Below are 18740 nucleotides of genomic sequence, written 5' to 3'. Positions count from 1 at the left end.
CTCGGCGGCTCCGGTCCCGGGGAGGGGACCGGAGCGGTGGGCATCCACACGAAGGGGAGAGTGCACAGCGATGCCGGACACCAGCGACCAGGACCGGGTGACCCCGTTCCTGCAGGCCGGTGAACGTCTGGTCGGCGCGGCCGCGTTCGAGCTCGCACCGGGCATCCCGCGGCCGCCGGAGCGGCTGCTGACGCCGCGTCCGCAGAACGCCCTGGAACGGCGGATCGCCAAGCCGTTCGCCGCCCTGGCCAAGGTGCAGGCGGCCCTCAACCCGCTGTCGACGGCCGCCGGCGCCGCGCAGGAGGCGATGGAGGACGCCGTCCCGGACTCGCTGTGGCACGGCCGCGGCATGGGCGGCGACTGGGGGAGCGCGGCCGGGCGGTTCGTGGTCCGGATGCACGACCGCGGCGCGCTCGGCCGCGGCGTGCTCGCCGTCACCGACCGGCGGGTCCTCGCCGTGGTGGACCTCTCGCCGGTGTGGAACGTCCTGGGACGCGAGGACGCCGTGCACTGGCAGGAGCCGCGGGCGGCCGTCACCGACGCCCGGCGCAACGCCAAGGGCGTCACCCAGCGCGGCCGCGTCGACCTCTTCTTCCACGACGGCTCCTGGACCGGCGTGGTCACCGACTTCGCCACCAAGGCCGACCCCCTGGCGGCGGCCTTCCGGTCCTAGGTTTCCCGCACTCGGCTCACCACCGAGGGGCGCGGGGAACGGCGCGAATCGGAAGGTGCGGCGCCGTCACTCCCGCCCCGCGCCGTTCCCCGCGCCCCTGGGTGGGCCTTGCGTGACGGGGCTTGGGTATGCGCGGACCTCATGGGGCGGGGACCGGCTCGGGGGCGAGTTGGCGGAGGCGGGACTCGGTGGTGGCGTCCTGGGGGGCGAAGAGGACCAGTTGGAAGCCGTCCGGGGCTCGGAGGACCACCTGATCGATCCTCAGCAGCCCCACCGTCTCGTGCCGCAGTTCCTTCGACGCCCCCGTCTTCTCCCGCACCTGGTGCTCGTCCAGCCACCGCGCCGCCTCCGGGAAGGAGGCCCGCAGGCGGGCGATCAGGCGGGCCAGCCGTTCGGCCGCGGGGGCGCCGTCGCCGCCGCGTTCGCCGTACGCGGCGCGGAGTTCGGCGAGGGTGCGGCGGGCGTGCCGTTCCCAGTCCACGGTGCGGTGGCGGTTGGTCTCGTTGGCGAACACCACCCAGCCGAGGTTGCGTTCGCGCGGCGACCAGCGGGAGAACTCGAACAGCGCCTCGGCGGACGGGTTCCACGCCCGGACGTCCCAGTCGGCGTCGATCAGGAAGGCGGGGGAGGGCGACTGCGCCTGCACGACCCGTAGCAGCGGTGCCGGGACCGCGGCCGACGGCTCCGGGTCCACCGGGCGCGGCGGGCAGCCGGCCAGCCGGAAGAGGTAGTCGGTCTCGGCGTGGTCGAGTCGCAGGGTCCGGGCCAGACTTCCCAGCACCTCGGGCGAGGGGTTGATCTCCCGGCCCTGTTCGAGCCAGGTGTACCAGGTCACCCCGACCCCGGCCAGCAGCGCCAGCTCCTCCCGCCGCAGCCCCGGCGTGCGCCGCCGCACCCCGGGCGGCATCCCGACGTCCTCCGGCCGCAGCCCCGCCCGCCGGGCCCGCAGGAACTCCGACAGCGCGTGCCGCCGCCGTTCCGTCTCGACGCTCATGGGCCGTTCCCTCCCCGGTGGACGCACGTCCTGCCACGGTCATTATCGAGCCGCCCGGGAACGGACCGTCAGCCTGGTAGTCGGGGTGCCAGCATCCGTGGGCACTGCCGGGGCCGGGCGCGCGCGGCGAGGGTGGAGGGGTTCCGCTTCAGCGATCGATGGGAAGTCAGATGAGGAATCACTCCGTCCGTGCCGGGCTGCTCGCGGTGGCCGTGGGGGTGTTGCTGGCGGCCGGGGCGGCGCCGGCCGGGGCGGTGGGGTCGTCGCACCGGTACCCGGCGGTGGTGGCCGGGCGCGGGGACACGGTCCACCCCGAGGGGGCCACCTGGGACGCGGTGCACCAGCGGTTCCTGGTGGGCTCGATGCGCCACGGCACGGTCTCGGTCGTCCGTCCGGACGGTTCGACCCGGACGCTGGTGGACGACCCCCAGGTGCTGGTCTCGGTGATCGGCCTGCACGTGGACCCGGTGCGGCACCGGGTGCTGGTGGCCAACGGCGACACCGGCGCGGGCCTGCGCACCCGGCCGTCCGGGCCGCAGCGGGTGGCCGGCGTGGGCGCGTACGACCTGGAGACCGGGCGGCGGCTGTTCTACACCGACCTGGCGGCGGTGGCCGGCGACGGCGGCCGCCACCTGGCCAACGACCTGGCGTTCGGCCCGGACGGCACCGCGTACGTCACCGACTCGTTCGCGCCGGTGATCTACCGGGTCGGCCCGGACGGTTCGGGCTCGGTCCTGGTGCGCGACGCCCGACTGGCGGCCCCGGAGGGCGCGTTCGGGCTCAACGGCATCGTCCGCGAGGGCGGGGTGCTGGTGGTCGCCAAGTACGACGACGGCACGCTGTGGCGGGTGCCGCTGGCGGCGCCGTCGCGGTTCGCGCGGATCCCGGTGGCGGGTGCGGGCGAGGGCCGGCTGGTCGGACTGGACGGGCTGCAGTGGCGTCCGGGCGGCGGCGCGCTGCTGGGCCTCACCAACCGGCTGGGCGGCGCGGGCGCGGACGCCCGGGTGGAACTGCGGTCGGCGGACGGCTGGCGGACCGCGCGGCTGACCGCCGTCCGCCCGGCCGTGGACATCGCGCCGACGGTGCTCACCGACGGCCCCGGCGGGTCGGTGTACCAGCTCTCCGGCCGCCTGGACCTGCTGTTCGCGGGCACGCCCGTGGACACGTTCACCCTGCGCCGGATCTGAGCGCGGGGTGACGGAGCCCGAGGGCCGCTCCCCGTCCGGATGGACGGACGGGGATCGGCCCTCGGGCTTTCGTCCGGGTCGCGGCTGGCGTCAGGTGTCAGGCGTCAGGCGTCAGGAGGCCGGGGCTGGCGGGTCGAGCGTCTCCAGGGCCCGGACGGCCGCGACCAGCGGGGCGAGCTCGGTGCGTCGCTCGGCGGACTCCAGGGCCTCGCGCAGGGCGTGGTCGTTGGTCGGGCGGGCCTTCTCCAGCAGGTCGAGCCCGGCCTCGGTGACGTCGGTGTAGATCCCGCGGCGGTCGGTGGCGCAGAGGTACCGGGTGAGCAGGCCGCGGTCCTCCAGCCGGTTGACCAGGCGGGTGGTGGCGCTCTGGCTGAGGACCACGGCGTCGGCCAGCTCGTGCATCCGGACGTGCCCGCCCTCGCCGTCGTGCTGGGCGCTGAGCACGTCCAGGACCGAGAACTCCCGCTCGCTCAGGTCGTGTTCGGCCTGCAGGGCGCGCTCGATGTGGGCCTCGATCCGGCCGTGCAGGGCGGACAGGGCACACCAGCCGTGGGCGAGCGCCGGCTCGGGGCGGTTCGTGGCCTTCCGCCGCACCTCGGTTCGCTCCATGGGACCACCGACTCCTTTCACCGTTGTCCTCCCAGCTTAGGGCAACACCGCAATAGACAGCGTTTGCAAGTACCTGCGTCTGCAATTATTGTCGAAGCCTGTAACGACCGCATGCAATGGAAGGCTTCCCCATGCCACTCGCACTACTGGCGCTCGCCATCGGCGCCTTCGGCATCGGAACCACCGAGTTCGTGATCATGGGGCTGCTGCCCCTGATGGCCCAGGACTACGGCGTCACCGTCCCCACCGCCGGCCTGCTCACCACCGGCTACGCCCTCGGCGTGGTGGTCGGCGCCCCGCTGCTCGCCGTCCTCGGCACCCGGATCTCCCGCAAGCGGATGCTGATGCTGCTGATGGGCCTGTTCATCGCGGGCAACCTGGTCACCGCCGCCGCCCCCGTCTTCGGCGTGGCGCTGGCCGGCCGGGTGATCGCCTCGCTGGCCCACGGCGCGTTCTTCGGGATCGGCTCGATCGTCGCCGCCGGCCTGGTCGCCCCGCAGAAGAAGGCCGGCGCGATCGCCATGATGTTCACCGGCCTGACCGTGGCCAACGTGGTCGGCGTCCCGCTGGGCACGATGATCGGCCAGCAGGTCGGCTGGCGGATCACCTTCCTCCTGGTCGCGGGCCTCGGCGTGCTGGGCCTGGCCGGCGTCGCCGCGCTCATCCCCGCCGACCGCACCGACCTGGTCGACGGAACCGACGGGGCCGACGGGGCCGGGTCGACCGGGGGCGCCGGCCGGATCCGGCGCGAGCTGGCCGCCTTCCGCAACGTCCAGGTGGTGCTGGCCATGCTGATGACCGTGCTGGGCTTCGGCGGCGTCTTCGCCGCGATCACCTACATCGCCCCGATGATGACCGGGGCGGCCGGCTACGCGGAGGGCTCGGTCACCTGGCTGCTGGTCCTCTTCGGCCTCGGCATGGTGGTCGGCAACCTGGTCGGCGGGCGGTACGCGGACCGGCGGCTGATGCCGATGCTCTTCGCCTCGCTCGGCGCGCTGGCCGTGGTCCTCGCCGTGTTCTCCTTCACCGCCCACGACAAGGTGCTGGCCGCGATCACCATCCCCCTGATCGGCGCGCTCGGCTTCGCCACCGTGCCGCCGCTGCAGAAGCGGGTGCTCGACCAGACCGCGGACGCGCCCACCCTGGCCTCCGCCGTCAACATCGGCGCCTTCAACCTGGGCAACGCCCTGGCCGCCTGGCTCGGCGGGCTCGTCCTGACCGCCGGTTTCGGCGCCACCGCCCCCAACTGGGTCGGTGCGGCGCTGGCGGCCTCCGCGCTGCTGCTGGCCCTGGTCTCGGCCGGGCTGGAGCGGCGGCAGTCGGGCGCCGCGGCGCTGCGGGAGACGGCGGTCCCGGCTGCGGAGGTTCCCGTGTCGGTGGGGGTGCGCTGAGCCGCCGGGCCGGGTGTGCCGCAGGCCCGCGTCGTCCCCGGTGGGGCGGTGCGGGCCTGCGGGCGTGGGGGGCGGGTTCAGGTGAGGGCCGGCTCCGCCGGGGTGGTCGGTGCGGTGGTGGCGGCCGGTCGGGGGCGGCGGGTGCCGGCGAGGACCAGGGCGGCCAGGCCGAGCAGCGCCCAGAGGGTGAGGGTGAGCAGCGGGCGTCCGGCCCCGGCGCCGTCGAAGTACGACACCGAGCGCAGCAGCGTCCCGCCCGCACCCGGGGGCAGTTGCTGCCCGATCGCGCCGACCGGCGCCGGAAGCAGCTCCGGAGCGGAGACGACGCCCGAGAACGGGTTGCCGAGCAGCACCATCACGAGCGCTCCCAGGCCGATACCCGCCGGACCCACCAGCGCCGCGGTACCGGCGACCGTCGCGCCGACGGCCAGCACGGTCAGCGCCAGCACCCCCGCCTCCGCCCCCCAGCCGCCGGTCAGCGCACCCAGCCAGCCGTGCGCCACCGCGACCGCCACCAGCCCGGCGAGCACCGCCGCGCCGGCGAGGGCCGCGACCGCCCGGCCGCCGCGCAGCCCCAGGACCGTCACCAGTGCTCCCGCCGCGACGCCCGCCAGCACCAGCGGCAGCAGGCCGGCGCCCAGCACCGCGCCGCGCGGGTCGGCGGACGGCGCCGGCACCACGTCGGTCACCGGGACCGGGGTGCCGCCCGGGGACTGGGCCGCGGCGGCGGTCTGGAGCAGCTGGGCGGCCGCCGGACCGGCCGCCGAGGCGGTCAGCAGCTCGGGCCCGGCCGGGGTCACCACCAGGGCGCCGTACACCTCGCGGTGCTCGATCGCCGTGCGGGCCTCGTCCGCGTCCGCGTAGTGGTGCAGCTCGAACGCGCCGTGGTGGTCGGCCAGCCGCTGCTCCAGCGGCGCGGTCGCGGCAGCCGGGCCGGCCACTCCGAGCGGCAGGTCGCGCGGCGCCAGCCGGGCGGCCGGCCAGGCGAACGCCCACAGGGCCAGCGCCACCAGGACCGGTGCGGCCAGGCAGACGGCGAGGATGCGGCGGGTGGGGGAGTGGCTGGGGGACATGGCGCCCTCCGGTAAAGAGAAGGATCGTTCGTTTTTCTTTTCGGGCCACTGTCCTGCGGGTGGCGGCGCTTGTCAAGAATGAACGTTCGTTTTAGGTTGGGTGACATGGCCCGCGTATCCCAGGAACACCTCGACGCCCGCCGCCGCCAGATCCTCGACGGCGCCGCCCGATGCTTCGCCCGCAACGGCTTCCACGCCACCTCCATGCAGGACGTGCTCGGCGAGTGCGGGCTCTCCGCCGGCGCGGTGTACCGGTACTTCGCCGGCAAGGACGAACTCATCGCCGCCATCGCCGAGGAGTGCTTCGGCGCCGTCCGGTCCGCGTTCGCGGAGGCCGCCGCGGCCGTGCCGCCGCCCACCCCGGACGTGCTGCTCGCCGAGGTGCTGCTGCAGGTGCTGGACCGGGTGCCGCTGGACGGGGACCGGAGCGCCTCGGCGCGGCTGATCATCCAGGTGTGGACGGAGACCCTGCGGAACGCCGCGCTGGCAGGGGCGTTGGAGGGCGGATTCGCGGCGCTGCGGCGGATCTGGGCCGACCTGGTCGAGTCCTACCGGGCGGCCGGCCTGATGCCGGAGGGGCCGGCCGCCGACCACATCGCGCGGACGCTGATCGCCACGGCGCAGGGGTTCATCGCCCAGCAGGCGCTGTTCGGGGAGGTCGAGGTGGCGGTGGTGCGGGACGGGTTGCGGGGGCTGATGAGCATGACCGTCCCGGCGGAGGCGGGCCCGGCGGGCGGGTAGGCCGCGCCCCTGAGTGGTCGGCCGGACGGGTGAGGCGAGTGGAGGGCGGCGGGATGGAGCGGGCGGCGCGGCTGGAGTGGCAGGAGGCGCGGCTGGACGGGTTGTTGGGAGCGCTGGGGGCCGAGGTCGAGCTGGTGGAGGATCCGCGGGTGGCGCGGTTCGCGGAGCGGGAGCCGTTGTACCCGCTGTACCACCGGGTCGGGCACAAGCGGCAGGCGGCGTACCGGGCGCTCGGCGGTGAACGGGTGGACCGGGCAAGGGTGTCGGAGCACTACGACCTGGTGCTGGCGGCGCTGACCGCCGACGACGACCCCAGTTCGCCGCGCTGGCTGGCGCAGTCGCTGGTGGCCGCGGCCGGACGGCGGCGGGTACTGGAGAGCCTGCTGCGGACGGTGGAGCTGGGCACCCCGTACGAGCGCGGGTGCGCGGCCGGGGTGTGGCGCTGGGCGGAACCGCCGCTGCGCCACGCCGCGGACGGGACGCCGACCCGGACCAGCGTCGCCGAGCGCGCCTCGCTGGCCGAGCTGCGCACCCGCTTCGAGGCCGCGTGCCGCTCCGCCGCCGCCGACTGCCCGGACCCGTGGGCCCGCGACCGCCTGCGCCGGGCGGCCGCGGACCTCGCGGGGTGACCGGCCGGGCGGCCGCCGGTCAGTCCAGCTCGTACGCGAGGGTGTAGGGCACCTCGGGCTCGCCGGGGACGGCGGTGAAGCCGCCCGAGCCGGTCAGGCCCGCGAGGTCACCGGTGGCGGAACCGGCGAGCACCTCGAAGGTGCAGTGCACGACCCCGTCCTCGCCGAAGTGTCCGCGCTGCTCCAGGACGAAGCTGCCGGAGCGGCCGTCCACCGTGCCGGTGAGCAGTTCCAGGCCGACGAAGCCGCCGGTCTTCGCGGTGACGTAGGTGGTGGCGTACACGCAGGCCGTCCCGGGGGCGGTGATGCCGCCCGAGAAGCTGTTGACCACCGAGGCGCGGGAGAGCCGCGGCAGCGTTTCCTCGGGGCTGACGGACTCCTCCTTCCAGTCGGCGTAGCGGAACGTCCCGGTGGTGGTGCGGACGGGCATGGCGGTCCTCTCCTCGGCGGGGACGCGGTCGGCCCCCGGGGTCGGTGACCAGCTTCGACGCGGTACCTGACACCTTCTGTCAGGTACCGGCGGCAGAATCGGTCCCATGCGCGCCGACCGGCTCCTCGCCCTGCTCCTGCTGCTCCAGAACCGCGGCCGGATGACCGCGCCCGAACTGGCCGCGGAGCTGGAGGTGTCGGTGCGGACGGTGTACCGCGACATCGAGGCGCTGGGCGCCTCCGGGGTGCCCGTGCTGGCGGACCGCGGCCCGGACGGCGGCTACCGGCTGGTGGACGGCTACCGCACCCGGCTCACCGGCCTCACCGACGCCGAGGCCGGCTCGCTGTTCCTCGCCGGGCTGCCCGGACAGGCCGCGGAGCTCGGGCTCGGACCCGATCTGGCCCTGGCCCAGCTGAAGTTGGGCGCCGCGCTGCCCGCCGAGCACGTCGCCCGGGCCCGGCGGATCCAGGAACGGTTCCATCTGGACGCCCCCGCCTGGTTCCGTGAGGCGGACCCGGTCCCGCACCTGGCCGCGGTGGCCGAGGCGGTGTGGGAGCAGCGGCGGCTGCGCGCCGGGTACCGGCGGTGGAACGGCGAGGAGGTGCGCCGGGAGCTGCTGCCGCTGGGCATCGTGCTCAAGGGCGGCATCTGGTACCTGGTGGCGGCGGCAGAGCCGTCGGGGGAGCCGGAGGGCGGCCCGGACGGACCGGGCGGACCGGGCGGGCGGGACGGGCGGGACGGGCGGGACGGGCGCCGGGTGCGGACGTACCGGATCTCGCGGTTCCTCGCGGTGGAGCGGCTGGCGGCCGGCTTCGAGCGGCCCGGGGGCTTCCGGCTGGCGGCGCACTGGGAGGAGTCCGCGCGGCGGCTGGAGGAGATGCGGCACCAGCGGACCGCGGTGCTGCGGGTCTCGCCGCGGGCGGTACGGCTGCTGCCGATGAAGTTCGGGGCGCTGGGGGTGCGGGCGGTGGAGACCGCGGGGGAGCCGGACGCCGAGGGCTGGGTGGAGGTCCGGCTCGCCGTCGAGTCGCCCGCCGTGGCGGTCGGCGACCTGCTCGGCCTCGGCCCGGAGGCCGAACTCCTGGGCCCGCCCGACCTGGTGCGGGACTTCACCGCGGCCCTGACGGCGATGGCCCGGCGGTACGGCCTCGTGGCGGACGCGGCGGCGGAGGGACCGGAGCGCGGCGACGGGTGACGGGCCGTTGCGGCGCAGGCCGGACGGGTCAGGCGGTCAGGACGGCCGGGCCGGCGGAGGCGGTCGAGGTGCGGGTCCGGTCGTAGCGGGCGAGGAGGAGGCGGGCGATCTCGGGGGCGGGGCCGAGGACGTCGGCGATCAGGTCGGCGCCGGCGGTGGAGGCGGCCTCGGTGATGCGGTCGGGGAGCAGGCCGGGGGCCAGCAGGTAGGGGGCGACGGCGACCCGGTCGACGGCGGGGTGGGCGCGGAGGGCGGCGACGGCGTCCGGGACGTGCGGCGGGGCGGCGGAGGCGTGGGCCACCTCGACGGCGGCCCAGCCGCGGCTGCGGCGCCACGCGGCGGCCAGGGCGCGGGTGGCGGCGTTGGCCGCCGGGTCGGAGGACCCGGCCGCGGCCAGGACCACGCCGGTGCGGGCCCGTGCCGCGGTGGAGGCCACTTCCAGGCCGGCCTCGGCGAGCCGGCGGTCGAGGGCGTCCAGCAGCAGCGGCGAGGGGCCGAGCACCCCGGCGACCGGGACGGCGGAGCCGGCCGCACGCAGGGCGGCGGGGATGTCGTGCTTGGCGTGGAAGGCCCGGCCGAGCAGCAGCGGGACGGCGACGGCCTCGGTGCGGGTCTCGGCGAGGCGGCCGACCACCTGGGGGATGCGGGGGGCGCAGTGGTCCAGGTAGGCGGTCGCCACGTCGAGGCCGGGGCGGAGCGCGCGCAGCCGGGAGACCAGGGCGTCCACGGTTGCGGCGTGGCGGGGGTCGCGGCTGCCGTGGGCGATCAGCAGCAGGGTGGGGGCGGGCGAAGCCCAGGGACGCGGAGTGCGGTGCGGGGCGGGAACGTGCGGCCCGAGGTCTTCCGCAGCGCGCAGTCCTCCCCCGGCCCGGCGGCTGGGAGGGGCCCCCAGGCGCCCCTGACGGGTCGCGTCCATCGTGAACCCCTTACCGGGTGGTGACGAGCAGGCCGCGGTTGCGCAGGACGCGGCGTTCGAGCGGGGAGAAGAACAGCAGGTCGATGGCGACGCCGACGATCAGGATGAGGATGATGCCGAGCAGCACCCCGGACATGTCGGCGAACTCCCGCTGGTTCTCCAGGTACCGGCCGAGGCCGACGCCGAGGTCGGGGGAGGCGGCGATCAGCTCGGCGGCCATCAGCGAGCGCCAGGAGAAGGCCCAGCCCTGCTTGAGGCCGGCCAGGTAGCCGGGGAGCGCGGCGGGCAGCAGGACGTGCCGGGCGCCGGCCAGGCCGGTGGCGCCCATGGTGCGGCCGGCGCGCAGGAACAACGGCGGCACCTGGTCGACGCCGGCCACCAGGCCGTTGGCGATGGACGGGACTGCGCCGAGCAGGATCACCGCGTACATCGAGGAGTTGTTGACGCCGAGCCAGATGACCGCGGCCGGGACCCAGGCCACCGAGGGCAGCGACTGCAGGCCGGAGAGGATCGGGCCGATGGCGGCCCGGACCGGCCGGACCCGGGCGACCAGCAGGCCGATCGGGGTGCCGATGACCACGGCGGCGGCGAAGCCGGACAGGCCGCGCCACAGGCTGGTCCAGATCACGCTGAACAGCGTGCCCTGGTACCAGAGGTCGGTGAGCGCGTGCCAGACCATGCCGGGGCTGGGCAGCTTGTACGCGTCGGTGAGCTGGAGGCTGAACGCGGCCTGCCAGACGGCCAGCACCAGGGCGATCGCGATCACCGGCGGCAGCGCCTTGCGGCGCAGGGTCACGGCGAGCGGAGTGTGCTGGAGGACGACGGAGTCCAGGGCGTCGAGACCGGCCTCGACACTGGCGGTGTCGTCCGCGATGTCCTTGACCGGAGCGGCGGTGTCAGTGCTGGACATGGCGGCGGATCTCCCCACGCAGTTCTTCGGTGATCTCGATGGACAGATCCGCCACCCCGGCGGACTCGATGCGGCGCGGCTGCGGCAGGTCGATCCGCCACTCGCGGGCGATCCGGCCGGGGCGGGAGGAGAGCAGGATCACGCGCTGGGCGAGGCGGACGGCCTCGCGGACGTTGTGGGTGACGAACAGGACGGTGAGCCTGCGCTCGGCCCAGATCCGGGTGATCTCGTCGTGCAGCACGTCGCGGGTGATGGCGTCCAGCGCGGCGAACGGCTCGTCCATCAGCAGCACGTCGGAGCCCTGGGCGAGCGAGCGGGCCAGGGCGACGCGCTGGCGCATGCCGCCGGAGAGCTCGTGCACCCGCTTCTTGTAGGCGCCGCCCAGCCGGACCAGGTCGAGCAGCCGCTCGGCCTCGGCCTGGCGCTCGGCCTTGGGCACGCCGGCCAGCCGGAGGGCGAGTTCGACGTTGCGGCCGGCGGTGAGCCAGGGGAAGAGCGCGTGGTCCTGGAACATCAGCGCGGGCCGGCCGCCGGGCACCTCGATGCTGCCGGCGGTCGGGCTGTCCAGGCCGGCGACCAGGTTGAGCAGGGTGGACTTGCCGCAGCCGGAGGCGCCGAGCAGGGTGACGAACTCGCCGGGGGCGACGTCCAGCGAGATGTCGTCGAGGACGGGGGCGGCCGTGCCGGGGCGTCCGAAGGTCTTGTGCACGTGCGAGAGGCGGACGGCGTGCGGGCGGTCCGTCACCGCGACGCCGGTGGTGTCGTCCGAGGTGGTCAGTACCGGGGTCATCCTGGCACCTCCTGCGTGGTGTGGTCGGGGGCCTCTCCCGCCCGTGGCCGGGCGGAGGGGGAGTGGCGGGGAGCCGGGGTCCGGCCCCGCCCCGTCCCGTGGTTGGGCATCGACGGGGGCGGGGCGGGGGCGCGGACCGCGGAGCTACGGGGTGCCGGCCGGCCGGCTCACTTGACGCCGAGGCCGGCGTCGGCGACGGCCGGCTTGTCCTGCGCCTTCAGCACCTTGTTGAGCAGGGTCAGGTCGTAGATCCCGGCCAGGTTGGGCTTCTTGAGCAGACCGGCGGTCACCGCGTGGTCGGCCTGGGCCTGAAGGGTGGAGGCCAGCGGGTCGTCGAGGAACTCGATGTCCTTCCACGCCGGGTCGAGGACCGCGTCCTCCAGCGCGTTGCCGGCGGCCTCCTTGATGGCGGCGTTGGCGGAGGCCTTGGCCTTGTCCGGGTTGGCCTTGATCCAGGCGTTGGCGTTCACCGAGCCGCGCAGCACGGCCTCCACCACGTCCGGGTGCTCCGTGAGGAACTTCTGCGAGACGATGATGTTGGTGATGACGAACTTCTTGTCCGGCCAGATGTCCTTCTCGTTCAGCAACTCCTTGGCGCCGAGCGTGACGAGCTTGGAGGCGGTCGGCTCGGGTACCCAGGCGCCGTCGATCGAGCCGGACTTGTACGCGTCCGGGGTCACCTTGTTGTCGGTGCGGACCACCGAGACGTCGCCGCCGCCGGACTGGGCGTCGACCTTGTAGCCCTTCTCCGCCAGGTAGTTGAGCAGCGCCACGTCCTGGGTGTTGCCGATCTGCGGAGTGGCGATCTTCTTGCCCTTGAGCTCGTCCAGGCTCTTGATCTTCTCCGGGTTCACCACGAGCTTGACGCCGCCGGAGGCGGAGCCGCCGATGATCCGCAGCGAGCTGCCGTTGGACTTGGTGAAGCCGTTGATCGCCGGGGAGGGGCCGATCCAGCCGATGTCGATCGAGCCGGCGTTGAGCGCCTCGATCTCGGCCGGGCCGGCGTTGAAGATCTGGGTCTTGATCTGGGTGGCGCCCAGCTCCTTCTGGAACAGGCCCTCCTTCAGGCCGACCAGGGCGGTGGCGTGGGTGAGGTTGCCGAAGTAGCCGATCTTCACCGTGTCGGCGGAGAGCTTGGCGCTCGACCCGCCGGAGGCCGCCGGGGCGGCGGAGGACTTGTCCTCGCTCTTGGCCGCGCCGTAGCCGCAGGCGCTGAGCAGGGCGGCGGCGGTCAGCGCGGCGAGGGCCGCGGCGGCGGAGCGTCTGATCCGGCCGGCGCCGGGGCGGTTCGGGGTATGCGGGACGGAGGTGTTCGGTGCCATGAGAGTCGTCCTGTCCATGGGAGAGGGAAGTACGGGAGCGGTGCTGCGGCATGTCGCATGCCGGGGCAGGCCGGGCCGGCGCTGCTGGGGGAAGGCCGGCCCGGTGACAGGGGCTCAGCCCTGTCCCCCTCCACATCGCGTCAGGCCGCCCTGGCCGCTGCCGAGGACGCCGCTGCCGATGCGGCCGCCTTCCTTGTCCATGCCCGAGAACGCCTCGCTGGGCATCAGACCCAGTCCTCCTCGTCGGGTGCGTCGCCGATACGTACGGTCTCGAAGGCCTCGCCCGCCATGCCGGCGGTGAGGGTGGTGCCGTCGGCCGGGTCGATCAGCAGGAACGAGCCGGTGTGACGGTTGTCGGTGTAGGCGTCCAGCGCCAGCGGCTCGGCGGTGCGCAGCACCACGTGGCCGATGTCGTTGACCTGCAACCCCTGGGCGCCGGAGCGCTGTTCGAGGCCCTGGTCGCCGGCCGCGGAGGTGATGTCGATCTTGTACGAGATCTCCTTCACCAGGGCCCGCACGGTCCGGGTGGTGTGCTTGAGCAGCACCTTGGCGCCGGGCAGCAGCGGACGCTCGTTGAGGTGGCAGACGGTGGCCTCGACGTCCTTGGTGGGCGCCGGGGCCGGGCCGGCCGCGATCAGGTCGCCGCGGGAGACGTCGATGTCGTCGGCGAGCCGGACGGTCACCGACTGGGGGGCCCAGGCGATGTCCGTCTCCTCGCCGAGCGCGTCGATGCCCGCGACGGTGGTGGTGTGGCCGGAGGGCAGCACCGTGACGGTGTCCCCGACCCGCAGCACGCCGGAGGCCAACTGCCCGGCGTAGCCCCGGTAGTCGTGGTGCTCCTCGGTCTGCGGCCGGATCACGTACTGGACCGGGAAGCGGGCCGGCTCCTCGCTCGGGTCGCTGCCGACCGGCACGGTCTCCAGGTGCTCCAGCAGGGTCGGGCCGCCGTACCAGTCCATGTGCGCGGACGGCTCGACCACGTTGTCCCCGGCCAGCGCCGAGATCGGGACCGCGACCACGTCCTTGACGCCCAGCGAGGCGGCGTAGGAGGTGAACTCGGCGGCGATGGAGGCGAACACCGGCTCCGCGTAGTCGACCAGGTCCATCTTGTTGACCGCCAGCACCACGTGCGGCACGCGCAGCAGCGCGGCCACCGCGGCGTGCCGGCGGGTCTGCTCGACCACGCCGTTGCGGGCGTCCACCAGGACCACGGCGAGCTCGGCGGTGGAGGCGCCGGTCACCATGTTCCGGGTGTACTGCACGTGCCCCGGGGTGTCGGCGAGGATGAACCGGCGCCGGGCGGTGGCGAAGTAGCGGTACGCCACGTCGATGGTGATGCCCTGCTCGCGCTCGGCACGCAGGCCGTCGGTCAGCAGCGCCAGGTCGGGCGCCTCCTGCCCGCGGTTGCGGGAGGCGTGCTCGACCGCCTCCAGCTGGTCCGCCAGCACCGACTTGGAGTCGTGCAGCAGCCGGCCGACCAGGGTCGACTTGCCGTCGTCGACACTGCCCGCGGTGGCGAAGCGCAGCAGCGAGGTGGCGGTGGCTTCCTGGGTGGTGCTCATGGTTAGAAGTACCCCTCGCGCTTGCGGTCTTCCATGGCGGCCTCGGAGAGCTTGTCGTCGGCCCGGGTGGCACCGCGCTCGGTGAGGCGGCTGGCGGCGATCTCGGTGATGACCTCCGCGATCGTGGCGGCGTCGGAGTCGACGGCACCGGTGCAGGACATGTCGCCCACCGTGCGGTAGCGGATCAGCCTCCGCTCCACCGTCTCGTGCTCCTTGGGGCCGCCCCAGTCGCCGGCGGTCAGCCACATCCCGTTGCGCCGGAACACGTCGCGCTCGTGGGCGTAGTAGATCTCCGGGAGCTCGATGCCCTCGCGCTCGATGTACTGCCAGACGTCCAGCTCGGTCCAGTTGGAGAGCGGGAAGACCCGGACGTGCTCGCCGGGCGCGTGCCGGCCGTTGTACAGCGACCACAGCTCGGGGCGCTGGCGGCGCGGGTCCCAGGCGCCGAACTCGTCGCGCAGCGAGAAGACGCGCTCCTTGGCGCGGGCCTTCTCCTCGTCCCGGCGGCCGCCGCCGAACACCGCGTCGAAGCGGTTGGACTCGATGGCGTCCAGCAGCGGCACGGTCTGCAGCGGGTTGCGGGTGCCGTCCGGGCGCTCGCGCAGCCGGCCGTCGTCGATGAAGTCCTGCACGCTGGCCACGTGCAGCCGCAGACCGTGCTCGGCCACCACCCGGTCGCGGTAGGCGATCACCTCGGGGAAGTTATGCCCGGTGTCCACGTGCAGCAGCGCGAACGGGACCGCCGCCGGGCGGAACGCCTTGAGCGCCAGGTGCAGCATGACGATGGAGTCCTTGCCGCCCGAGAAGAGGATCACGGGACGCTCGAACTCGCCGGCCACCTCGCGGAAGATGTGCACCGACTCGGCCTCGAGGGTGTCCAGGTGCGACAGCGCGAAGGGGTTCTCGCCGGTCTCGACGAGGCTGTGCGTGGCGGTCGTCATGCCAGGCCCCTCTCGGTCAGGAAGGAGTGCAGCTCGGCGGCGGACTCGGCCACCGAACGGCCCTGCGTCTGGATGCGGAGCTCCGGGTCGGCCGGAGCCTCGTACGGGTCGTCCACCCCGGTCAGGCCGGAGAGCTCGCCGGCCGCCTGCTTGGCGTACAGGCCCTTCACGTCCCGCTCGGAGCAGAGCTCGACCGGGGTCGCGACGTGGATCTCCAGGAACTCGGTGCCCTGGGCGGAGTGCCGCTCGCGGACCGCGGCCCGGGAGTCGGCGTAGGGGGCGATCACCGGGGCGAGCACCTTGACGCCGTTGGCGGCCAGCTTCTCGGCGACGAAGCCGATCCGGGTCACGTTGGTGTGGCGGTCCTCCCGGGAGAACCCGAGGCCCTTGGAGAGGAACTCCCGGATCTCGTCGCCGTCCAGGACCTCCACCCGGTGGCCCTCGGCGCGCAGCCGCTCGGCCAGGGCGAAGGCGAGGGTCGTCTTGCCCGCGCTGGGCAGCCCGGTCAGCCACACGGTGGCGCCGCGCTCGCAGGTGGCGGCCGCGGGGGCCGCCTCTGCGGCTCCGTCGGCGGCCGGGGTGTGAACTGTCACGGTGTGTTCCTTACGCGAGAAAAGACGACTGGTCAGAGGTGGATGCCGCACTCGGTCTTGCCGGAGCCGGCCCAGCGGCCCGCCCGGCCGGCCTCGCCCTCGCCGGGCTTGGCCGTGCAGGACAGCGGCGAGCAGCCGATCGAGGTGTAGCCCTCCCACAGCAGCGGGTTGAGCAGCACGCCGTTGGCGGCCACGTACGCGTCCACGTCCTCCTGGGTCCAGCGGGCGATCGGGGCCAGCTTCACCTTGCGGCGCTTCGGGTCCCAGGCCACCACGGGGGTGTTCGCACGGGACGGCGACTCGTCGCGGCGCAGGCCCGTGGCCCAGGCGTCGTACCCGCCGAGGCCGCGGTTCAGCGGCTCGACCTTGCGCAGCGAGCAGCACAGGTCCGGGTCCCGGTCGTGCAGCCGCGGACCGTACCGGGCGTCCTGCTCGGCCACCGACAGGGCCGGGGTGAGCGTGATGACGTTGACCTTCATGGTCGCCGCCACCGCGTCCCGGGTGCCGATGGTCTCCGCGAAGTGGTAGCCGGTGTCCAGGAACACCACGTCCACGCCGGGGAGGACCGAGGCGGCCAGGTGGGCGACCACCGCGTCCTCCATCGAGGAGGTGACGCAGAAGCGCTTGCCGAAGGTGTCGGCGGCCCACTGCAGGATCTCCTGCGGGGTCGCCTCCTCCAGGTCCCGGCCGGCCGCCGTGGCCAGCGCCTCGTAGTCAGTGGCGGTGCTCATCCGGCGTACCCCCGTTGGTCGGTGACAGCAGGCCCAGGTACTTCAGCTGGAAGGCGCGGCGGCAGCTGTGGCACTCCCAGGCGCCGTGTCCGGCCTCCGAGGGACGCAGGTCCTCGTCCCCGCAGTACGGGCAGTGGAAAGGCGCAGCACGCTCACTCACGACAGCTGCTCCTCACTGGCCCGGGCCGCCCACTGGGCGAACCGCTCGCCCTCGGCGCGGTCGGCCCGGTAGCGGGTCAGCACGCGCTCGACGTAGTCGGGCAGGCCGGCGCTGGTGACCTTGAGGCCGCGGACCTTGCGGCCGAACCCGGCCTCCAGGCCGAGCGCGCCGCCCAGGTGCACCTGGTAGCCCTCGACCTGCTCGCCGTTCTCGTCGGTGACCAGCTGGCCCTTGAGACCGATGTCCGCGACCTGGATCCGGGCGCAGGCGTTCGGGCAGCCGTTGATGTTGATGGTCAGCGGCTCGTCGAACTCCGGCAGGCGGCGCTCCAGTTCGTCGATCAGGGTGCGGCCGCGCTCCTTGGTCTCGACGATGGCGAGCTTGCAGTACTCGATGCCGGTGCAGGCCATGGTGCCGCGGCGGAACGGCGACGGGGTGACCCGCAGGTCCAGCGCCTCCAGGCCGGCCACCAGCGACTCGACCCGGTCCTCGGCGACGTCGAGGATCAGCATCTTCTGCTCGGCGGTGGTGCGCAGCCGGTCCGAGCCGTGCTCGGCGGCGAGTTCGGCGATCAGGCCGAGCGTCTTGCCGGAGACCCGGCCGACCCGCGGCGCGAAGCCGACGTAGAACCGGCCGTCCTTCTGGCGGTGGACGCCGACGTGGTCGCGCCAGCGGCCACCCGGCTCCTTCGGCGCGGGGCCGTCCACCAGCCGGTACTTGAGGTACTCGTCCTCCAGCACCTGGCGGAACTTCTCCGCGCCCCAGTCGGCGACCAGGAACTTCAGCCGGGCCCGGTTGCGCAGGCGGCGGTAGCCGTAGTCGCGGAAGATGCCGATGACACCGCCGTAGACGTCGGCGACCTCGTCCAGCGGCACCCAGGCGCCCAGCCGGACACCCAGCTTGGGGTTGGTGGACAGGCCGCCGCCGACCCAGAGGTCGAAGCCCGGGCCGTGCTCGGGGTGCTCCACGCCGACGAAGGCGACGTCGTTGATCTCGTGGGCCACGTCCAGCAGCGGCGAGCCGGAGACCGCCGACTTGAACTTGCGCGGCAGGTTGGAAAACTCCTTGTTGCCGATGAAGCGGCGATGGATCTCCTCGATGGCCGGGGTGCCGTCGATGATCTCGTCCTCGGCGATGCCGGCCACCGGCGAGCCCAGGATGACGCGCGGGGTGTCGCCGCACGCCTCGGTGGTGGACAGGCCGACGGCCTCCAGCTTCTGCCAGATCGCCGGGACGTCCTCGATCCGGATCCAGTGGTACTGGACGTTCTGCCGGTCGGTCAGGTCGGCGGTGCCGCGGGCGTACTGCTCGGAGACCTCGGAGATCGCCCGCAGCTGGGCCACCGTCAGCCGGCCGCCGTCGATGCGGACCCGCAGCATGAAGAACTCGGCGTCCAGCTCGTGCGGGTCCAGGATCGCGGTCTTGCCGCCGTCGATGCCCTCCTTGCGCTGGGTGTACAGACCCCACCAGCGCATCCGGCCGCGCAGGTCGGCCGGGTCGATCGAGTCGAAGCCGCGGTGCGCGTAGATCGTCTCAATGCGTGTCCGCACATTGAGACCGTCGTCGTCCTTCTTGAACTGCTCGTTGGCGTTCAGCGGGGTGTAGTGGCCCATGCCCCACTGGCCCTCGCCGCGGTGGCGGGTCACCTTGCGGGCGGCGGCGGGACGGCGCGCGGGGGCGCTGTCGACCGGGGGCTCGACCGTTTCGGGAGTAGGGGCCATGGTGTCGTCCTTAAGCAGCTGGCATGGTGCGGGGTACTGGCATTCCCCGGGCGCGGAACTGCTCTGACCTGCTGGTTGCAGCAGATCTCGGAAAGCAGTGACCCTGGCCGGAGGGCGCCCGCGCATCCGCTTCGGCGGGGATGGGCGAGTGGTGGCGCCGGGTGCGGTGGTG

Annotated in this window: 20 protein-coding genes; 6 read left to right on the top strand and 14 right to left on the bottom strand. The window is 74.1% G+C overall.

What is annotated here, in order from left to right; genetic code table 11:
- The first annotated feature begins 70 nt into the window (after window positions 1–70).
- A complete protein-coding gene (locus ABWK59_RS09235) occupies window positions 71–673 on the top strand; it encodes a hypothetical protein (RefSeq protein WP_354639489.1) in 603 nt (200 codons plus the stop codon).
- 139 nt (window positions 674–812) lie between these two features.
- On the opposite strand, the gene ABWK59_RS09230 is transcribed toward ABWK59_RS09235, so the two are convergent.
- Complete coding sequence (locus ABWK59_RS09230; protein WP_354639487.1) at window positions 813–1667, bottom strand: helix-turn-helix transcriptional regulator; 855 nt, start codon at window positions 1665–1667, stop codon at window positions 813–815.
- A gap of 170 nt (window positions 1668–1837) precedes the next feature.
- On the opposite strand from ABWK59_RS09230, the gene ABWK59_RS09225 reads away from it, so the two are divergent.
- Window positions 1838–2854, top strand: coding sequence for a hypothetical protein (locus ABWK59_RS09225; RefSeq protein ID WP_354639485.1), 1017 nt, complete (start codon window positions 1838–1840; stop codon window positions 2852–2854).
- A gap of 111 nt (window positions 2855–2965) precedes the next feature.
- Here ABWK59_RS09225 and ABWK59_RS09220 read toward each other — a convergent pair whose 3' ends face one another.
- Window positions 2966–3463 carry a MarR family winged helix-turn-helix transcriptional regulator gene (locus ABWK59_RS09220; RefSeq protein ID WP_354639483.1) on the bottom strand — a complete coding sequence of 166 codons (498 nt, stop codon included), beginning with the start codon at window positions 3461–3463 and terminating at the stop codon, window positions 2966–2968.
- Window positions 3464–3594: 131 nt separating this feature from the next.
- Here ABWK59_RS09220 and ABWK59_RS09215 point away from each other — a divergent pair, with 131 nt between their 5' ends.
- On the top strand, window positions 3595–4854 hold the full coding sequence (locus ABWK59_RS09215; protein ID WP_354639481.1) for an MFS transporter: 1260 nt from the start codon (window positions 3595–3597) through the stop codon (window positions 4852–4854).
- A 77-nt stretch (window positions 4855–4931) separates the two neighbouring features.
- Here ABWK59_RS09215 and ABWK59_RS09210 read toward each other — a convergent pair whose 3' ends face one another.
- Window positions 4932–5927: an ABC transporter permease gene (locus ABWK59_RS09210; RefSeq protein ID WP_354639480.1), complete on the bottom strand. Its 996-nt coding sequence runs from the start codon at window positions 5925–5927 to the stop codon at window positions 4932–4934.
- Window positions 5928–6032: 105 nt separating this feature from the next.
- On the opposite strand from ABWK59_RS09210, the gene ABWK59_RS09205 reads away from it, so the two are divergent.
- Window positions 6033–6668, top strand: a complete 636-nt coding sequence (locus tag ABWK59_RS09205) for a TetR/AcrR family transcriptional regulator (RefSeq protein WP_354639478.1) — start codon at window positions 6033–6035, stop codon at window positions 6666–6668.
- A 53-nt stretch (window positions 6669–6721) separates the two neighbouring features.
- The gene (locus ABWK59_RS09200) at window positions 6722–7297 is read left to right on the top strand and encodes a hypothetical protein (protein WP_354639476.1); all 576 of its coding nucleotides are present in this window, start codon (window positions 6722–6724) and stop codon (window positions 7295–7297) included.
- 19 nt (window positions 7298–7316) lie between these two features.
- On the opposite strand, the gene ABWK59_RS09195 is transcribed toward ABWK59_RS09200, so the two are convergent.
- The gene (locus ABWK59_RS09195; protein ID WP_354639474.1) at window positions 7317–7727 is read right to left on the bottom strand and encodes a DUF3224 domain-containing protein; all 411 of its coding nucleotides are present in this window, start codon (window positions 7725–7727) and stop codon (window positions 7317–7319) included.
- Between the two features lie 106 nt (window positions 7728–7833).
- On the opposite strand from ABWK59_RS09195, the gene ABWK59_RS09190 reads away from it, so the two are divergent.
- Window positions 7834–8922: a helix-turn-helix transcriptional regulator gene (locus ABWK59_RS09190; protein WP_354639473.1), complete on the top strand. Its 1089-nt coding sequence runs from the start codon at window positions 7834–7836 to the stop codon at window positions 8920–8922.
- 28 nt (window positions 8923–8950) lie between these two features.
- Here the strand turns inward: ABWK59_RS09190 and ABWK59_RS09185 are convergent, their stop codons facing one another.
- The 10 genes from ABWK59_RS09185 to ABWK59_RS09140 all read right to left on the bottom strand — a co-directional run bounded on the left by ABWK59_RS09185 (window position 8951) and on the right by ABWK59_RS09140 (window position 18568).
- Complete coding sequence (locus tag ABWK59_RS09185) at window positions 8951–9838, bottom strand: sirohydrochlorin chelatase (RefSeq protein WP_354639471.1); 888 nt, start codon at window positions 9836–9838, stop codon at window positions 8951–8953.
- 10 nt (window positions 9839–9848) lie between these two features.
- Entirely contained in the window at window positions 9849–10748 is a 900-nt protein-coding gene (locus tag ABWK59_RS09180; protein WP_354639470.1) for an ABC transporter permease, read from the bottom strand.
- Window positions 10735–11538, bottom strand: coding sequence for an ABC transporter ATP-binding protein (locus tag ABWK59_RS09175; protein ID WP_354639468.1), 804 nt, complete (start codon window positions 11536–11538; stop codon window positions 10735–10737). The genes ABWK59_RS09180 and ABWK59_RS09175 overlap by 14 nt, the downstream gene beginning before the upstream one ends.
- A gap of 167 nt (window positions 11539–11705) precedes the next feature.
- Complete coding sequence (locus tag ABWK59_RS09170; RefSeq protein ID WP_354639467.1) at window positions 11706–12860, bottom strand: aliphatic sulfonate ABC transporter substrate-binding protein; 1155 nt, start codon at window positions 12858–12860, stop codon at window positions 11706–11708.
- Between the two features lie 224 nt (window positions 12861–13084).
- On the bottom strand, window positions 13085–14422 hold the full coding sequence (locus tag ABWK59_RS09165; protein ID WP_354639465.1) for a sulfate adenylyltransferase subunit 1: 1338 nt from the start codon (window positions 14420–14422) through the stop codon (window positions 13085–13087).
- A gap of 2 nt (window positions 14423–14424) precedes the next feature.
- Complete coding sequence (cysD, locus tag ABWK59_RS09160) at window positions 14425–15363, bottom strand: sulfate adenylyltransferase subunit CysD (protein WP_354639463.1); 939 nt, start codon at window positions 15361–15363, stop codon at window positions 14425–14427.
- Window positions 15360–15956 (bottom strand): adenylyl-sulfate kinase, encoded by a 597-nt coding sequence (gene cysC / locus ABWK59_RS09155; protein WP_354639461.1) that lies wholly within the window; start codon window positions 15954–15956, stop codon window positions 15360–15362. The genes cysD and cysC overlap by 4 nt, the downstream gene beginning before the upstream one ends.
- A gap of 32 nt (window positions 15957–15988) precedes the next feature.
- Window positions 15989–16687: a phosphoadenylyl-sulfate reductase gene (locus ABWK59_RS09150; RefSeq protein ID WP_354639459.1), complete on the bottom strand. Its 699-nt coding sequence runs from the start codon at window positions 16685–16687 to the stop codon at window positions 15989–15991.
- Window positions 16671–16847 (bottom strand): hypothetical protein, encoded by a 177-nt coding sequence (locus ABWK59_RS09145; RefSeq protein ID WP_354639457.1) that lies wholly within the window; start codon window positions 16845–16847, stop codon window positions 16671–16673. Before ABWK59_RS09145 ends, ABWK59_RS09150 begins: the two co-directional genes overlap by 17 nt.
- Window positions 16844–18568: a nitrite/sulfite reductase gene (locus ABWK59_RS09140; RefSeq protein ID WP_354639455.1), complete on the bottom strand. Its 1725-nt coding sequence runs from the start codon at window positions 18566–18568 to the stop codon at window positions 16844–16846. The genes ABWK59_RS09145 and ABWK59_RS09140 overlap by 4 nt, the downstream gene beginning before the upstream one ends.
- Window positions 18569–18740 lie beyond the last annotated feature (172 nt).

It is taken from the genome of Kitasatospora sp. HUAS MG31 (genome assembly GCF_040571325.1).
GTDB classification, from domain to species: Bacteria; Actinomycetota; Actinomycetes; order Streptomycetales; family Streptomycetaceae; genus Kitasatospora; species Kitasatospora camelliae.
Note: the sequence above shows the minus strand (reverse complement) of the source record. Positions and strands in the feature narration are given on the sequence as shown.

Bases quoted from the DNA above. Each gene is read 5' to 3' on its own strand.
- ABWK59_RS09165 (WP_354639465.1), bottom strand. From the start codon at position 14,422: ATGAGCACCACCCAGGAAGCCACCGCCACCTCGCTGCTGCGCTTCGCC.
- ABWK59_RS09200 (WP_354639476.1), top strand. From the start codon at position 6,722: ATGGAGCGGGCGGCGCGGCTGGAGTGGCAGGAGGCGCGGCTGGACGGG.
- ABWK59_RS09220 (WP_354639483.1), bottom strand. From the start codon at position 3,463: ATGGAGCGAACCGAGGTGCGGCGGAAGGCCACGAACCGCCCCGAGCCG.
- ABWK59_RS09235 (WP_354639489.1), top strand. From the start codon at position 71: ATGCCGGACACCAGCGACCAGGACCGGGTGACCCCGTTCCTGCAGGCC.
- cysD (WP_354639463.1), bottom strand. From the start codon at position 15,363: ATGACGACCGCCACGCACAGCCTCGTCGAGACCGGCGAGAACCCCTTC.
- ABWK59_RS09180 (WP_354639470.1), bottom strand. From the start codon at position 10,748: ATGTCCAGCACTGACACCGCCGCTCCGGTCAAGGACATCGCGGACGAC.
- ABWK59_RS09170 (WP_354639467.1), bottom strand. From the start codon at position 12,860: ATGGCACCGAACACCTCCGTCCCGCATACCCCGAACCGCCCCGGCGCC.
- ABWK59_RS09210 (WP_354639480.1), bottom strand. From the start codon at position 5,927: ATGTCCCCCAGCCACTCCCCCACCCGCCGCATCCTCGCCGTCTGCCTG.
- ABWK59_RS09190 (WP_354639473.1), top strand. From the start codon at position 7,834: ATGCGCGCCGACCGGCTCCTCGCCCTGCTCCTGCTGCTCCAGAACCGC.
- ABWK59_RS09205 (WP_354639478.1), top strand. From the start codon at position 6,033: ATGGCCCGCGTATCCCAGGAACACCTCGACGCCCGCCGCCGCCAGATC.
- ABWK59_RS09215 (WP_354639481.1), top strand. From the start codon at position 3,595: ATGCCACTCGCACTACTGGCGCTCGCCATCGGCGCCTTCGGCATCGGA.
- ABWK59_RS09185 (WP_354639471.1), bottom strand. From the start codon at position 9,838: ATGGACGCGACCCGTCAGGGGCGCCTGGGGGCCCCTCCCAGCCGCCGG.
- ABWK59_RS09150 (WP_354639459.1), bottom strand. From the start codon at position 16,687: ATGAGCACCGCCACTGACTACGAGGCGCTGGCCACGGCGGCCGGCCGG.
- ABWK59_RS09195 (WP_354639474.1), bottom strand. From the start codon at position 7,727: ATGCCCGTCCGCACCACCACCGGGACGTTCCGCTACGCCGACTGGAAG.
- ABWK59_RS09140 (WP_354639455.1), bottom strand. From the start codon at position 18,568: ATGGCCCCTACTCCCGAAACGGTCGAGCCCCCGGTCGACAGCGCCCCC.
- ABWK59_RS09230 (WP_354639487.1), bottom strand. From the start codon at position 1,667: ATGAGCGTCGAGACGGAACGGCGGCGGCACGCGCTGTCGGAGTTCCTG.
- ABWK59_RS09175 (WP_354639468.1), bottom strand. From the start codon at position 11,538: ATGACCCCGGTACTGACCACCTCGGACGACACCACCGGCGTCGCGGTG.
- ABWK59_RS09225 (WP_354639485.1), top strand. From the start codon at position 1,838: ATGAGGAATCACTCCGTCCGTGCCGGGCTGCTCGCGGTGGCCGTGGGG.